The 15,861-nt window shown below is 57.2% G+C and carries 12 protein-coding genes; 4 read left to right on the top strand and 8 right to left on the bottom strand.

Features of this window, described 5'->3' with window-relative positions; all coding sequences use genetic code 11:
• Window positions 1-8: 8 nt before the first annotated feature.
• Window positions 9-245, top strand: a complete 237-nt coding sequence (locus HGEM_RS00440; protein ID WP_019127425.1) for a glutaredoxin family protein — start codon at window positions 9-11, stop codon at window positions 243-245.
• A gap of 250 nt (window positions 246-495) precedes the next feature.
• Here the strand turns inward: HGEM_RS00440 and HGEM_RS00435 are convergent, their stop codons facing one another.
• Window positions 496-3,831 carry a hypothetical protein gene (locus tag HGEM_RS00435; RefSeq protein WP_019127424.1) on the bottom strand — a complete coding sequence of 1,112 codons (3,336 nt, stop codon included), beginning with the start codon at window positions 3,829-3,831 and terminating at the stop codon, window positions 496-498.
• Between the two features lie 213 nt (window positions 3,832-4,044).
• Between HGEM_RS00435 and HGEM_RS00430 the strand changes: the two genes are divergently transcribed.
• Both HGEM_RS00430 and HGEM_RS00425 read left to right on the top strand, forming a co-directional pair.
• Complete coding sequence (locus HGEM_RS00430; protein ID WP_019127423.1) at window positions 4,045-5,058, top strand: helix-turn-helix transcriptional regulator; 1,014 nt, start codon at window positions 4,045-4,047, stop codon at window positions 5,056-5,058.
• Window positions 5,048-5,974: a helix-turn-helix transcriptional regulator gene (locus HGEM_RS00425; RefSeq protein ID WP_019127422.1), complete on the top strand. Its 927-nt coding sequence runs from the start codon at window positions 5,048-5,050 to the stop codon at window positions 5,972-5,974. Before HGEM_RS00430 ends, HGEM_RS00425 begins: the two co-directional genes overlap by 11 nt.
• A gap of 323 nt (window positions 5,975-6,297) precedes the next feature.
• On the opposite strand, the gene HGEM_RS00420 is transcribed toward HGEM_RS00425, so the two are convergent.
• Both HGEM_RS00420 and HGEM_RS00415 read right to left on the bottom strand, forming a co-directional pair.
• On the bottom strand, window positions 6,298-9,222 hold the full coding sequence (locus HGEM_RS00420; RefSeq protein WP_019127421.1) for a helicase C-terminal domain-containing protein: 2,925 nt from the start codon (window positions 9,220-9,222) through the stop codon (window positions 6,298-6,300).
• On the bottom strand, window positions 9,222-10,175 hold the full coding sequence (locus HGEM_RS00415) for a D-alanine--D-alanine ligase family protein (RefSeq protein WP_019127420.1): 954 nt from the start codon (window positions 10,173-10,175) through the stop codon (window positions 9,222-9,224). Before HGEM_RS00415 ends, HGEM_RS00420 begins: the two co-directional genes overlap by 1 nt.
• Window positions 10,176-10,298: 123 nt before the next feature.
• Between HGEM_RS00415 and rlmN the strand changes: the two genes are divergently transcribed.
• Window positions 10,299-11,351, top strand: coding sequence for a dual-specificity RNA methyltransferase RlmN (gene rlmN / locus HGEM_RS00410; protein WP_019127419.1), 1,053 nt, complete (start codon window positions 10,299-10,301; stop codon window positions 11,349-11,351).
• A gap of 198 nt (window positions 11,352-11,549) precedes the next feature.
• Here rlmN and HGEM_RS00405 read toward each other — a convergent pair whose 3' ends face one another.
• The 5 genes from HGEM_RS00405 to HGEM_RS00385 all read right to left on the bottom strand — a co-directional run bounded on the left by HGEM_RS00405 (window position 11,550) and on the right by HGEM_RS00385 (window position 15,822).
• Complete coding sequence (locus HGEM_RS00405; protein WP_019127418.1) at window positions 11,550-11,807, bottom strand: hypothetical protein; 258 nt, start codon at window positions 11,805-11,807, stop codon at window positions 11,550-11,552.
• Between the two features lies 1 nt (window position 11,808).
• Window positions 11,809-12,678 (bottom strand): ParB/RepB/Spo0J family partition protein, encoded by an 870-nt coding sequence (locus HGEM_RS00400; RefSeq protein ID WP_019127417.1) that lies wholly within the window; start codon window positions 12,676-12,678, stop codon window positions 11,809-11,811.
• On the bottom strand, window positions 12,671-13,468 hold the full coding sequence (locus tag HGEM_RS00395; protein ID WP_019127416.1) for a ParA family protein: 798 nt from the start codon (window positions 13,466-13,468) through the stop codon (window positions 12,671-12,673). Before HGEM_RS00395 ends, HGEM_RS00400 begins: the two co-directional genes overlap by 8 nt.
• Before the next feature lie 906 nt (window positions 13,469-14,374).
• Complete coding sequence (gene rsmG / locus HGEM_RS09865; protein ID WP_195891224.1) at window positions 14,375-15,139, bottom strand: 16S rRNA (guanine(527)-N(7))-methyltransferase RsmG; 765 nt, start codon at window positions 15,137-15,139, stop codon at window positions 14,375-14,377.
• 101 nt (window positions 15,140-15,240) lie between these two features.
• A complete protein-coding gene (locus HGEM_RS00385) occupies window positions 15,241-15,822 on the bottom strand; it encodes a Jag family protein (protein ID WP_019127412.1) in 582 nt (193 codons plus the stop codon).
• Window positions 15,823-15,861 lie beyond the last annotated feature (39 nt).

Raw genomic sequence — 15,861 nt, 5'->3', positions numbered from 1 at the left:
AGCTCCGAATGTCGCAAGCACTTGAACTCTATATCATGCCCGGTTGCCCGTTCTGCCGGAAGGTGCTCTCCTATATGGAGCGCCAGGGCATCGAGATACCCCTCCGCGATATCACGGCTAACCCCAGCGACCGCTCGACCCTCCAAAACGTGGGCGGAAAGGTCCAGGTCCCCTGCTTGTTTATCGATGGGAACCCTCTTTACGAATCTGACGACATCATCGCCTACTTCAACGCTCACGCATAGCAATGCCAACGCATGGTCGGGCATCAGAACCATCCGCCTAGCAGGTGGTTTTCAGTGGTGCGCGGAACGTGCCACAGGGTTGGGGACCCTTGAATGAAACGGGACGCCAACACCCAAAATGGTTCATTTTGAACCCGTCCCAAAATGAACCGACAGGGTTGATAGCCCATGAATGAAACAGGGCGCCGACACCCCTAGGGTATCGGCGCCCCGTCATTGCCATTCGAGACATGCGAGCACGGTGCTCTTCTTAGGACCTCCTGATGACCTCCGTGACAACATCGGCAACGAGCCTGACGTTCTTCTCGTTGACGCGATACGGCAGATCGTCCTCGGAATGCGAGCAGGCGAGGTGGTTGCCCTCAACGCCGGCGATCGTGAGCGAGCGCAGGCTCATGCTCATGGCACGGTAGGCATCGGTCGTGAGGTAGGGCATCTCGACGCTTGCGAACTCTCGATGGAAGGCGCCAGACACGCGGCGGACAAGGTTCATGATGCGCTTGTCGCCCTTGAGCACGCGCTTGCCGCCTTCTCCACCCTCGGTTGCGAGCATAACCGGCTCGCCCGCGCCGATGCTCTCGAGATTGATGAGGAACACGCCGCGCAGCTTATCGCGATGCGTATCGAGGAACGCCTGGATACCGGCATTATCGAGCTCGGAAGCACCCGTTGCCACGAACCAGATGTCATGGCCGAGAAGCTCGTCGTCGCCCATCGAGGTCACAGCGTCGCGCAGATCTTCCTGCGAAGCGCCGTTCGAGCTGGTGGCGCCACCCTTCCAGTCATCGCCTTCGAAATTATCCCAAGACCCGATATCGCGGCCAGAGCGCTTCGCATCGAAATCATCGTCGACGCCAAGCCAGTCGCTCATGCTCGACTCGTCCTGCTTCTTACGATGGAAGAGCTTTCCGAGACCGCGCTTCCCGCTCTTCGCACGACCGGTTGCCGCCAGAGGCTCTGGAGCGTCGGCGGTGATGGTCTCAAACACGCTGTCATCGCGCTCGTAGGTATCGGCACCATATCCGTCGCTGTAACCAAAACCGCCATCCTGGCCGTAGTCAGCGACATGGTCCTGATCGGACGAAATCACGCTGAACGCGCTCTGGGCGGGCGCCGGGGTTGCATCCTGGTTGGCAGGCGCTGCCGGCTCAGCAGGCTCGGTCACAAACGGATCAACCGGGGTCGTAGACGGATCCGGCAAATCGAAGAGCGAGGACCTGTTGACCGTCGACATCTGGTTGACCGAGGGAGCCGCAGGATCGGGGACCATGCTGAACGCCCGGTTCTGAGGCGCGGGCTGCGGCGCGGTGCGACGCGGGGCGGTAATCTGCGCCATCAGGGAGTCGACGGTCTCAACCTGCTCGGCACCCGCGTCAGACGCCTGCGACGGCGCCGCAGCGACATCTTGGACGGGGAAGGACCTCGTCTGGGCAATCGTTGCATCGGGGTCGAACCCGGAAGACCCTTGGGCACCCGAAGCTTCGGGCTGATCGGGCGAAGCGGCATCGGCTACCGAGAAACGCTGGGTCGCACCGCCCGCGACAGACGATCCCTCATCCGAATCGGCCACACCGGCAACCTGCTCGTCTTCCGCAGCCGCGCTCTCGGGGGCACCGCTCTCCGCGGCGTCGGCAGTAACGGGAGCATCCTCCGCCGCAGGGGCGAAGCTGTCAGCCGCAGCGTCTACCGTTGGCGCGCTCGCCTCAGCAGCGGTCTCATCGTGCTCGAGCTCTTCGTTGGAAGCATCGCCCTGTCCATGAGACGTCACGGAATCAAGCATGCTCCGCCCCTTGCGCAGCGCACCATCGAAGAACCGCGATGCACGGGCACCAACAGCAGAAAGCGTCTCGGCGAGACCCGCAGCAGCGCCGGCGGGGTGCGCCCCGGCCCCGTGATCCACCGGGACCGGCGCGAAGGCATCATCGTCATAGTCGCCGTAGTCTTCAAACCCGTAATCGTCGGCATCGGCATAGGCGTCCTCATCGGAAGCGTAGCCTTCGAACTCGTCCTCGAGCGGCGGGAGCTCTTCATCAGTCTGATCGGAGAACTCATCGTCCTGCTCATGATCGAGAGGCTCACTCTCATCGACCGCAACGTCCGCCTCGGCCTCGGGCGCCGGCTCGGGTTCAGTGAGGTCGTACTCGATGGCGCAGCTCTCGGGAACCATGCCGATGGCGCGAATCACATCGATACCGTAGCGGTAATTACCATAGGCGTTGATAACGCTCGGCGCGGAAGCTTCATCCTCTGCTTCCTCCGAAGAGCCTTCGTCTTCAAGCTCAGCAGGCTCATCCGCAAGATCGTCGGCCGGAGCCTCATCGGCACCATGCTCTGCAGCTGCGCCCTCGGCCACGCGCTCATCGTTCGCACCACCATCGACCACGGGCATGGTGACCGTAGCGCCAGCAGAATCGGATTCACTCGCCTGGGCGGCAACGGCATCGTCGGCACCCTGAACCGCACCGGCAGCGGCCGCGCCAGCATCCGCGACAGCGGCTGCGGCATCCACGGCCGCACCTGCGACGGCATCCACCGGAGCCATGGCCGCGGTGGCGCCCATCGCATCAGTGGCCTCCGGGACAGCATTACCCGAGAGCTCGGCCTGGCCGGCCTCGAGATCATCGAGCGAAAGCGCCGCAGTTCCGGCAAGCGTGGCGCCGAGCCCCTGATCGTCCTGCGCCCCAGCCTGGCCTTCCGCAACCTCCGCCTGGTCGCCGGCGGCTACGCCCGCAACCTCATCGAGCGCCTCCTCGGGAAGGTCTCCCGAGGCCACCGCTGCCTCGACCTCGGCTGCCTGAGCCATGCGAACCTGCTCGGAGAAATAATCCTCGAAGGGAACGTCGTTCGGGAACTCCTCGCCGTGCTCGAACGGGGCAACGGCATCCATCACGCCGAGCATGGCGGCAACGGACGATTTGTTGCAAATCGAACCCGAGGTATACGGGAGAATGAACCGGTTCGCGATGATACCCACCGCATGAGCAAGCGGAATAAGGGCCGCTACGATCGCGAGCAGCCAGAACACGACCTTCGCGCCACCCGGGAACGGCAGCAAGCGAATGATGGCGAGCACCGCGGGGACCACCATCATATAGGGCATGAGCTTGACGATGATGGGCTTGTACGTCGCATAGGGGAGCTGCGAGAACAGGTCGGCGCGCGGCGAATCGTAATGAGCGACAACGACCACCGGGCGGTTGCGCGGCGACGCGAGCGGGCCGGACGCCTTGTGATAGGCGATGACGTTCTGGGAGAGGCCGGATGCACCGAGCCCCGCAAACGACAGCTTGCCCATACGCTCCAGCACGTACACCACGCCCACGGCGACCGTGAGCAGAAGTCCAATGATCCCCACCACGCCGCCAATACCCATGAGCACCGCGCCCACAAAGAGCGCGATACCCAAGGCGGCGAGCACAACCTTCGGGGTGCCCGAGGCATTGAACTCCTGAACCTCCGGCTCAAAGCCATGGTTGGAGAAGATGCGGGCGATATCTTCCGCAGCGGCTCGCTCTTCCTCGCTGCACGCGGGAGTGATCCCTGTGTTCTGGAGTAGATGGTTCAAATATTTACGGGTGGTGGCCATCAGCTTTCCCTGTCCCTGTTCGATAGTCGCGGTCACAACGCATAAGAACATGCAGATAATGCGTCCGTATTCTGGAAAGTATACCGCTACTCTGAAAACGCCGCTGCGTTACCGCAGGTTATATGCGCTCACAGACCCATTTGCACCTTCTATCTCCATAACACGTCGCCCGGGGGCCTCATGTAGAATGGATGCGAGAAAGGGAGGGTATTCGTGCCATCGTATGACGAAGCGCAGGCCATAGCCGGGGACACCTCGGCGCAACGCCTCCTCAACCTGTTTTTTATCTTCAACGCCTCTACGCGAGCGCTCTCTACGGAAGAGATCGTCTCGGACTCCGATCTGGGCTATGGGTCTCCTCAGCGCGACTCGGACCTTCGCAAGTTTCGCCGTGATCGTGCGAAGCTCGCCGAGCAGGGCATTCAAATCGTTGAAGCGAAGCCGTTGGGCGCCGCCGAAAGCGAGGAGAGCTACTGGAAGCTCGACCGCGAGAATACCTTCGCAACAGGCGGTATCGTTACGAGGGGCGATGCGCAAACGCTTGCCGCAGCGATAGATGAATATCTTGAGGGGCAGGCGACGCCACTTGGCCGCCCACTACGGTCGGTGCGCGACAAGGCCCTCGAGCTTGCTGAGGGCAGCACGCCGCAAACACGGGACGAACAGACCGCCAACGCCTTCGACCCCATTCTCGATGCACTTTGGAGCGCCTTCGCCACGCACAAGAAGATCACGTTCTCGTACCGCAACGCGCGCGGCGAAGCATCAAAGCGCAGCCTTGCCATATATGGAATCTTCAGCCATGAGGGCTGCGCCTACGTTACCGGCCTCGACGACGCAAGCCAAAGCATCCGCACCTTTCGCACCGACCGCATCGAAAAGGTCTGGCGTCCAAAGGGCACCTACAACATCCCCAACACGTTTTCCATTAAGGACTACGTCTTTCTCCCCTTCGATTTCGGCGAGGGTGAATCGGTGCAGGCGCAGTTCTCGCTACCCGCCTCCATGCCTCGGGCAGCGGTACTCGCATGCACCCATGGACGCGGAGAGGTAGCCCTCGCAGAAGCCGGCTCCTGGCAATGGACTATCGAGGTGCGGGATATTGATGCTGCCGCCTCGTTTGCCCTCAGCCATGCACGGGAGGGGCTGCGCCCTGTGGCCCCGCAGGCATTCGTTGACGCATGGAAGCGCATGATCGATAAGGTGGTTGAGGCACATGGCGCATAGCGATCGGGTGACCAACGCCCTCTGGATGCTCGAAGCGCTCACAGCTGCTCCGGGCCACCGCCTTAGTGCAGCCGAGATGCGCCGGGCGCTCGCATGCACCGACGAAGAGCTCGACGGGTATCTTGACCTGCTCTCCACCCTTGCCGACCGGCAAGGGGGAGCCCGCGCGATCGCTTACCGACAAGGCGATTCGATCGTCCTTGAAGGGGATGCGGCGCGCATGCGGCCGCTGCGCCTTACGGCGGGAGAGAGCGTGGCCCTCGCCCACGTGATCCATGCCCTGGAACTCGACCCCAACCTCTCCAAACGTCTTGAACGCGCCCTCATCGCTCCAGGTATCGAGGCAGGCAACCAGCAGCCACTCCTTGCGACCGCGCGCACATACGGCCCGTTCTACCAGGAGCTCTCCGAGGCCATCGAAGACGGGGTTCGGTGCCGCATCCTGTACCGAGCGCAGACAGACGCCCAGCCCATGCCGCGCCTTATCGACCCGATCGCCTTCGAAGCGTTTGACGACTATGCCTACCTCGTAGCGTGGAACGTCGAGAAAGATGCGGAGCGGCGATATCGCCTGGACCGCATCAGTGATGTCGAACTCACCGATGACTCCATCGGCCGTCGCGAGCCGAGCGACCTCACCGTCGAGGACCATCTCGCACAGACGGGCACCATCGTGACCGTCGAATGTCCCGCATCGAGCGATGATTTTTCGTCGTGGTCGGGCGTGGTCGATGTATCGCCGTCCCCGCAAGACCCATGCCGCTTACGCGTCGCAGTGCGCGTAAGCACTGTTTCCTGGCTGTTCGACCAAGTACTTGCAGCCGGGGGAGACATGAAGATCGTGGAGCCTACAGCATGGCGCGAGCAGTTGCTCCGCTATGCACAAGAGCTCTCCCAGGGAAACGTCGCCCCGTAGTCGCCCCATCTCGCAGGACAGGGTCGGCGAGGGAACGCCTCCGCGGCGTGCCAAAAGCAGTAATCAGCGATTCCCTCGGAAAGCGCTGATTACCGGGTGCCGGAGACGTCTGGCAGACGAGTCGGGAGGCGCCCGGCGTCGAGCTTTCAACTTTTGGGCACTTCGCGACGCGCACGGCAAATACGGGCGAGCGGGGAGAAAGTAAAAGCACTGGTCATGGGGCATGCGTCCTCCCGGCCGCGGCGCAGCTACCCGGGCCCTTCGCCGCGAAGTGCCTAAAAGTTGCAATCACGTTCGCCCTCGATGGTGAAGTCAGCGTTTCCCTAGGAGCGCCCGTGCTCGTGCGCGCGGCGCCACAGCGAGAGGTACGCCCCCACACGCTTCGCCTCGATACGCTGGTACGAGGACGTGGGAAGCGAATTGAGAAACTTCTTGCCATATCCCTTGCTCACGAGCCGAGAATCCGCCAGCACGAGCACGCCCGTGTCGCTTGAAGAGCGAATTAGACGTCCTGCAGCCTGCTTGACCTCGAGCACCGCATCCGGCAGCGAGTATCTCGCCCATGCACGCTCCTCGCGCAGCGCCCGCTCACACGAAAGCGGATCGGTGGGACTCGTAAAGGGCAGCTTCGGAATGACCACGCAGCGCAACGTATCGCCCGAGGCATCGAAACCCTCCCAGAACGCCTTGAGCGCGAACAGAGATGAGGATTTCTCCGAAACGAAATGATCTCGCAACCGGCGCGGCGAGCTCATGCGCTTCTGGCATGCCAGCTCCAAACCCTCCGCGGCAAGGCGGGGCGCCACCAAATCAAAGAGCTCCTCCATATCGCGCCGGTTGGTGAAGAGGGTGAGCACGGAACCAGACATGGCAACGTGAACGTCGAAGAGCAGGTCCTCGAGCGCCGAGATATACGCATCCCGGTTGCGCGGGTCAGGCAGGTCACCTGCCACGACGACCGCCATATTCGACTCAAAGTCGTAGCTCGAATCGAGGTGAAGCGACTTGTACGAGCCCGACGGCAGGCGGTCCAACCCTACGGCATGCTCAAAGTGCTTAAACCCACCCGAGACCGACATCGTCGCCGAAGTGAATATCGCCGTATGGATCTCGGGAAGCCATTGCTCGGCAAGCGTCTCCCCGATATCGAGGCGCTCTGCGGTGAACGCCTCGCCGCCCGCGCGCAACCTGCGGTTGACCTGCAGGGAGTAGACGTAGCGATCGTCTGTACCCTCAGCGATAAGCTTGAGCCCATCGAACAGCTCACGCACGCGGCGCTCAAGATCCGCCGGATCCGCAGCGAGTTCGGGTGAATCCTGCGCGAGATTCTCCGCAAGCGCATGCAGGGCCTTTACGGTCTCCTCGAGCGCGTCGATTGCGGTGAGAAGCGAGCTTGCCAGGAAGGACCAGTCGTCGCTCTCTCGAACCTCAGGGCCGATCCAAATATTCACCTGGTCATAGCCGCCGCTTCTTACGGTCTTGGCGAACTCGCGCGCGCCGCTGAATGCCTCGGCCATCGTAAGCGAGGCACGGTTCGCTGTTGAGATGCAACGCGACACAAGGCCCATGTACAGCGTCGAGCCGTCGCGCCCTGCCAGCTCATGGGAGAGGCGACCGAGCACACCCGCATCTTTGCCACCCATGCGTTCGAACACCTGCCTGCTATCGTCGGCAGAGACGCAGACGGCCCACTGGCGCCTGGCCTCCTTCTCGACCGCATGGGCCTCATCGACCACCCAATGCCTGATGGGAGGCAGTATTTTGCCATCTGCCGCAACATTTCTGAACAGCAGCGAGTGGTTCGTCACCACGACATCGGCGCGGGCAGCGCGAATGCGTGCCCCGTGTACCAGGCATTTATGGGGAAAGAACGGACAAAGCCTGCGCGCGCACTCGCGCGAACCCGTGGTGAGGTCCTGCCTGTTCACGCTTTTCCAACGAATGCCCAGCGCATCGAGGTCGCCCGAAGGGCTCTGGCATACATATGCGTAGATGACGGCCATAGCGGTGAGCGTATCCGCCGGGTCGCGCGTGGTCACGATGTCCGAATGGCTTCTCACCAAGCGCTCAAGCTTGCGCAGGCAGGGGTAGTGGTCAAACCCCTTGAGTGCGCAGTACGATAGCCCTCCCTCAAGCGCCTCGCTGAGTTTGGGCAGCTCGTGGTACATGAGCTGGTCGGCCAGGTTGTTTGATTTCGTTGCGATGCCCACGGTGATGCCGTTGCGCTTTGCCGTCTCTGCAAACGGAATGAGATAGGCCATGGACTTTCCCACGCCGGTACCCGCCTCGATGACTCGATGGGTGGAGGTTGCCAAGGCGTCGCGCACCTCGCAGGCCATCTCGACCTGCTCGGCGCGGGGCTCGTACGTTGGATACATCGAGCTCACCAGGCCACCCGGGGCGTAGCTCGCTTCCACCTGATCGCGGCGCGGTACCTCGAGCGACGGCAGATCGTCGGCGTCTATGTGCTCAACAGACGGCTCGTCACTGATCACGCGGGTGCGGGCCGCCTCGAGCGAGAACACAGCGTCCGGCTTCTCTTGGGCGAGATAGGAGAAGATGGGGCGGTACGTCCATGGAACATCGGGGTGCGAGTTCGCAAGCAGGCCCAGCAATCCCTCTGGAAGGTCCGCCAGAGCCGTAAGCAGAACACGCCACACCCCTGCAAGCGCATCGACGTCATCCGTTGCCCGGTGCGAAACCGCGCTGCATCCGAAGACCTCGGCAATATACGAAAGCTTGTGCGATGCGAGCCGGGGCAGCGCGATGCGCGAGAGGGCGAGCGAGTCGATCCAGATGGAGCTCACGTCTACGCCGCCTTTGACCGACTCGATGAAAGTACGGTCGAACGTTGCGTTATGCGCGACCACCGGACGCCCGCCCACGAACTCGGCAAGCTGGGCCACGGCGGTGCGAGCATCGGGGGCATGGGCAACATCCGCGTTCGTAATCCCCGTGAGCTCGGTAATCTCGGCAGGAATCAGCGTCGTGGGATGCACGAAGGTGTCGAAGCGGTCGGTTATCTCACGCCCCGAGAGCACTGCTGCCGAAATCTCGATGAGTTCGTTCTCCTGCGGAGACAACCCCGTGGTCTCGGTATCGAGAATGACCACATCCTCCTCGATGAGGCCAAACTCGCGCTCCTTCGCGCGTTCAGCAAGGGTCCGGTACGCCTCGATAACGAACCGCGGCGTACCGGGCATGACCGCATCCTCGATAGCCGGGATGCTTTCGTGTTGTTCGGGCATTATTCCTCCGCGCCCTCAAGGGCGATATGAATGAGCTCGTCGCATACCGCGCTGAACGGCATGCCTGCATGGCGTGCCTCGTCGGGAAAGAGCGAGGTATCGGTCATTCCCGGAATCGTGTTGGTCTCGAGAATCGTCGTTCCGTGCTCTCCCACGATGAAATCCGAACGCGAGAACCCCTTGCAGCCAAGGGCTTCGTGTGCGGCCACCGCATATTCCTCGGCGCGATGGTAGTCTTTCGGAGAAATCGCAGCTGGGATACGGTGAACGAGCGTTGGGTCGATGTACTTCACATCAAGATCGTAGAATTCCGAACCCTCTTGGGGGAGGATTTCGACGATGGGCAGGGCCCGCGGGGGATCGCCCAACACACCGACCGTAATCTCGGTGCCCACAAGCCGCTCTTCCACGAGGGCTTTCTCGTCGCACTCGAACGCGGTTTCCAGGGCGTCGAGCAATTCCGACTCATCCTTCACATAGGTGACGCCGTAACTCGACCCGTTCACCGCGGGTTTCACGAAGCACTCGCTGCCAACCTCGTCGACGATGTCCGCAATACATACGTTATCGTCGCGCTTGATGGTGATGCCGCGCGCCGTCGGAATACCGGCGCGCTGGTAGATCGCCTTGGCAACATCCTTGTCTGCCGCGCACGCGCTCGCGATCACGCCAGATCCCGTGTACGGGATACCGAGGTATTCCAAAATGCTCTGAATCATGCCATCCTCGCCACCACGACCATGCAGGGCGATAAAGGCAACGTCGTAAGACCCCTCCGAAAGCTTCACCAGGAAGTCATCGTCTGCCGGATCGAGCATCTCAACATGCGTGTATCCGGCTTCTGCCAGAGCCGCCATGACATTCTTGCCCGACGAGAACGAGATTTCCCGCTCATCGGATATACCACCTGCGAGCACTGCTACGCACAGCTCATCCGGCTTATACTCAGACATTGCCGGCTCCCCTTCCTGGTGTTTTTTCTCCCACCCCATCAGCGGGCATAACTTCCCTTATTGTATAGGTATGTACGCAACTTGCACCCGTGTGCTATCAAACGTTTCGCAGAAAGGCCTCGTATGGAGCGCACCCACCATCTTCCCGACATCAGAACCCTTTCCCCTAAGGAACTTTCGCAGGTAGTGAGCGAGCTTGGCCAACCTGCGTTTCGTGCCAAGCAACTCAACGAATGGCTCTTTGAAAAGAACGTATGTTCGTTTGAAGAGATGACCAACCTCCCCAAAGCGTTCCGTGAGCAGCTTGCCGAGCACTTCGTCTTCGCTGTGCCAACAGAGGTGGTCAAACAGGTTTCTAAGGATGGCTCGCGAAAGTACCTCCTCCAATTCCCCGACGGCGTTGCCGTCGAAACGGTTGGAATGCCCTCGCGCAATCGCCTTGCGGTTTGCATCTCCACGCAAGCCGGTTGCAACATGGGCTGCGCGTTCTGCGCCACCGGCCTTGCCGGTCTTACGCGCTCGCTTACCGCCCAGGAAATGGTCGACCAGGTTGTTCACGTGAGCAGAGACCTTGGCGAGCGTGTTACGAGCGTTGTCTTTATGGGACAGGGAGAGCCGTTTGCCAACTTCAACGAAACGGTACGCGCCCTCCGCATGCTCAACAGCGAGCACGGCCTCAATATTGGTGCGCGTCACCTTACGGTGTCTACCTGCGGAATCATTCCCAACATCCGCGCTTTTGCCGATTTGCCTGAACAGTTCACCCTTGCCGTTTCGCTTCACTCTGCCATCCAAAGCACCCGAAACCAGCTCATGCCGGGCGTTAAGAAGTACACGCTCGTTCGCCTCCATGAGGCGCTGCAGCTGTACACCGAGAAGACTGGCAGAAGGCCAACCTACGAATTCGCCATGATTGAAGGCATCAACGACACCAACCCCGAGATGAACGCGCTCTGCGACTTCTGCGAGGGCACGCTGTGCCACGTCAATCTCATTCAGCTGAACGATATTCCCGACAGCCCCTTTAAGCCGTCACCCATGAAGAAGGTTGAAGAGCTGCAACGCAGGCTTCAGATGCGTGGCGTGGAAACCACGATACGCAATTCCCGGGGGAGTGACATCGATGCCGCCTGCGGGCAGCTGAAGCAGCGGAAGATTAACGCTCATCTTTCATGAGAGCTTTGATATTTAGTCGTTCGTCTTCCTACAGAGCGCAGTAGAACGGATTTCGCTACAACGGAACGGGGTGTCAGGCAAATGCTTGGCACCCCGTTTCACGTGAAACCATATTCTCTTGCAGCGGGGAAGGCTGGTCTACAGATTGTAGCTACGTTATAGTAAACGTTTTGTTAGTTAGGTACCTAACCTACAATCCTAATACCCAACGCTTTCCCACTGGTGTGCAACCCAATCCTGATTAATCTTTGGGTTCTTGGTCATTTGCGCCGTCCTCAAAGCAACGTCTTCGGACATTGTTACGATCTTCTTCTTGGACGTTTCGTATGCATCGCGAGCCCCACGGCCGAGCCTTGCCCTCAGCTCTGGATTTGTTGCAACCATATAGCCAACTACTGAGCCCACAACTACTGCAGCTCCAGCAGCAACCAGACCACCAATCAATCCTGGCTTCATCTTACTCACCTTGCTCTCCAATAATCTGAGAGAGAATTCGCGTCAGGTCTTCTTCATCCTTGAACTCAATCTCAATCTTGTTCTTACCCCGTGAATTCTTTACCCGAACGTTCGTGTTGAATGTCTGGCGAAGCACCTTTGCTGCACGCTTATACGATTGCGGAGTAACGGGACGAGGGGCTTTCGGTGTTTCCGCGACAGAAAACAGTGGTGCAAGATGTTCTGTCGCTCGCACCGACAAACCTTCCGCAACGACCTTTTCAGCCAGCTTGATCCGAGCATCTTCATAAGGAACAGCAAGGATCGCCCTGGCGTGACCAGCAGTAAGCTTACCGTCAAAGATGAGCTCCTGGACTGGCTCTGGAAGATCTAGAAGGCGCAGGGAGTTACTGATTGCGAAGCGCGACTTCGAGACCGCCTTTGAAAGAGCAGTCTGGGTCATCCCGCTTGATTCAATGAGCTGCTTGTAACCCTTTGCCTCTTCGATGGGATTCAAGTCGGAGCGCTGAAGATTCTCGATCAGTGCAATCGTTAGCATCTCAGCATCATCAACATCTTTAATGATGACCGGTAGCTCGGATAGCCCTGCAAGCGTTGCCGCTTGGTATCTACGTTCTCCTGCAATGATCTCGTATCCCTTCGCATCCTTACGGACAAGAAGGGGTTGAAGCACTCCATGCTCCTGGATCGACTCGCTAAGCTCACCAAGCTCCTTCTCATTGAAATGAGTACGAGGCTGATTAGGGTTTGGATGAATCTCCTGAATCGGAATCATCGTATTGTCTGATGTATGCCCCGTTTCATACTGGGCTTCACTGACAAGAGCAGACAACCCTTTACCAAGTCCGGATTTCTTCTTTGCGCTAGGCACGACCGATCACCTCATCTGCAAGAGAAAGATACGCAATTGCACCCTTGTTGCTCGGAGCGTATTCGATTACAGGCATTCCAAATGACGGTGCTTCAGAGATCTTGACCGTTCTAGGAACCAGCGTGTCAAACACTTTGTCGCCAAAGTACGCCCGCACCTCATCAACAACCTGGTTTGCAAGCGAAGTACGAGAGTCATACATCGTCATGAGCACGCCAAACACTTCAAGCGAGCGATTGATGCGCTCTTTGACCATTCTCATCGACTCAAGTAGTTTCGTAACACCCTCAAGTGCATAGTATTCACACTGAATCGGTATCAGCACGCTATCTGCCGCTGCCAAAGCGTTGATAGTCAACAATCCGAGCGACGGCGGACAATCGATAAAGATGTAATCAAATTCATTTTGAACCGGAGCGAGCAACTCTTTCAATCGTGTTTCACGTGCCATTGCTGAAACAAGCTCTATTTCGGCGCCGGCAAGCTGAATCGTAGCGGGAATTACAAAGACACGCTCGCAATCTGTATCATGAATGAGCTCTTCTGCAGATACATTATGGATGAGTGCATCATATACACACTGCTCGAGCTCTTCTTTTTCTATACCGAAGCCGCTCGTGCTGTTTCCCTGTGGGTCAAAATCAACCAACAGGACCTTTTTACCCTTTGAGCTAAGCGCTGCTGACAGATTGACTGCCGTGGTGCTTTTCCCAACGCCACCTTTTTGATTGATGATTGAAATGATCCTTATCTTCGAGTTCGAATCCCGCGGGACGTCTTTGAACCCCATTTGACCTCCTACTGCAGTTAAAGAATGATATTGGTCGGTCGAAGCGTTTTCACGTGAAAACATTTAACTTGTTCATTCATTATGTTTCAGCTTGATTGGACATGCAAGACGCTAACCTGATGAATTTGGCTTCTCTTGAGAATTCCCTACCAAACATTTCAAGATTTTATCCGGTGAGCTATCCTGCTCACTAGTTCTTCTGATTAGGCAAACGTTCAATTCCTTGTGACAAGACTTCTGAATATGGTCGATCTCAAGCAACCGTCCCACATCAGCTGTTTTCACGTGAAAACACCATAATTGTATGCACTATGAATTAATGATTTGAGCACGTTAATCCTTGAACTGACGTGGAAATTAATCAATTTTCAAATTGAAATACTGCAGTCACCTAACAACTTATAGACAACTACTTATTTATTGAACGAACTACAAGCCTGCAGAACAATTGATGGATATAGACAGATTTTCATGAAATCCAATTCTTTTCAACGCAATTTGATCTTTTGACAAATGACATGATTTGACTGGATTAATCAGTAAATAGGATATGCAGCGATCAGATGAAGCACAGTGAAAAGAAAATCCATCTATATATCAGCCTTGAGGATAAATGCAATTCAAATTGCATGAAAGCATGCTGAACTATTTCAATCCATTTGTAACATCAGCTGCGAAACAAATCTACAATCAAATCTTCAAAAAGGGGCAAGGAACATATGTGGCAACACCTCATTACGGAAAGGCATAATATAAACCATGTTTTCACGTGAAACAGACCAATGATGATCAACCACCAATGACTTAGCGCCACTTATAAGTAAGAAAGTCAACTAGAGACCGCATAAGGTCAAGAAGCGCTTGAAATTAAAAGAGGCCAATCAGAATGATTAACCTCCGTGAGGGCTACTTAGAAATAGGATGCTTCTTAGCCATCCCGACAGCACGAGGGAGCTTCATTGACGGCTTATGAGATTTCTTAAATACAAAGATTGCTCGCGCACCACGCTTTCCAGGAAGAGAAAGATCATACCGCGTGGGAGCATCGAAACCACAAACCTGAGCCGCATAGGACCCATCAGATACTTCATCAGCAGCAGGGACACCCTTTGAAACAATAAGCAGACCGTCTTTCTTCAGAAGCGGTGAAGCATACTCAACGAGGGTAGAAAGATGCGCAACGGCTCGTGCTACAACAACAGAAAACTCACCACGATGAGAAAGAGCGTAGGACTCAACACGCTCATGAACTGTTTGGACTCGCTCTACATCCAACTGGGACGCACAGGCCTCTACAACCTTAACCTTCTTACCAACCGAATCCATGAGGACAGAAGGACGGTGAGAAGTAATAGCAAGCGGAAGCCCGGGAAAACCAGCCCCGGTTCCAATATCAAGCAACTTACCCTTAGGGGCACCATCAACATATGGCAGAAGAACAAGTGAATCGTAGATATGTAGGATGGCTGCCTCGTGTGGATCAGTGATGCGAGTCAGGTTAATGTTCTCATTAGCCTTAAGAACATATTCAAGATGCTCCACGCACAGCTCAAGTTCATCAGAAGAAACCTTGGTGGTCAATTGCCCATCCTGAAGTGAGCATGCATAACGATCCCAATACTGTCCAAGCTCTGCAACAAGCATTGAGTGAGAAACGGAAGACTCGCTCATAGATATACTCCTGCCAATAGTTCTTGAAGCACAAACTTTTGTCATAGAAAAGGGGTGCGGCTCAGCCACACCCCTTAATACTACCAATATAGAAGAAACTCCTATAGAGCAGTCACAACAACTCGACGCTCGGGATCAACGCCCTCGGAATGTGTTTCAACAGCAGCGTTATCGCGAAGCGCGATATGCACCAGACGACGCTCGTAGGCACTCATAGGAGGAAGAGCAACAGACCCATGCTGACGCACGGCACGGGCGGCAGCAGAGTGGGCCATAGAAGTAACCTTATCATTGCGACGGCTCTTATAACCCTCGATATCAACCACCACAGGATAACGGAACCCCAGGCGGCGGCTCACAATCAAAGAGAACATCGTCTGCAGAGACTCAAGCGTACGACCGTGACGCCCGATGAGTACAGCCAGATTGGGAGCAGTAACATCGAGGATCAGCTCGCCGTCATCGCCCTCATACTCATCGATAGGGGAATCTTCGGCATCGAAATGCTTCAGAATATTGCGAATCACAGACAGCGCAACATCAGCGACGGTATCGAGCTCCTCATCGGTAAGTTCCTCGCCCGCCTTATATTTGCGCGCAATCTCGGGATACTCGCCGACGACCTCATCGAGGGAGGTCGGCGCGACCTCATTCTCCTCGATTTCAAGCAGTTCCTCAGACATGACGTCTCCCAAAATTTATTTAGGTACCTAATTAAGTAC

The organism is Enorma massiliensis phI (assembly GCF_000311845.1).
In the GTDB taxonomy this organism is placed as follows: Bacteria; Actinomycetota; Coriobacteriia; order Coriobacteriales; family Coriobacteriaceae; genus Enorma; species Enorma massiliensis.
Note: the sequence above shows the minus strand (reverse complement) of the source record. Positions and strands in the feature narration are given on the sequence as shown.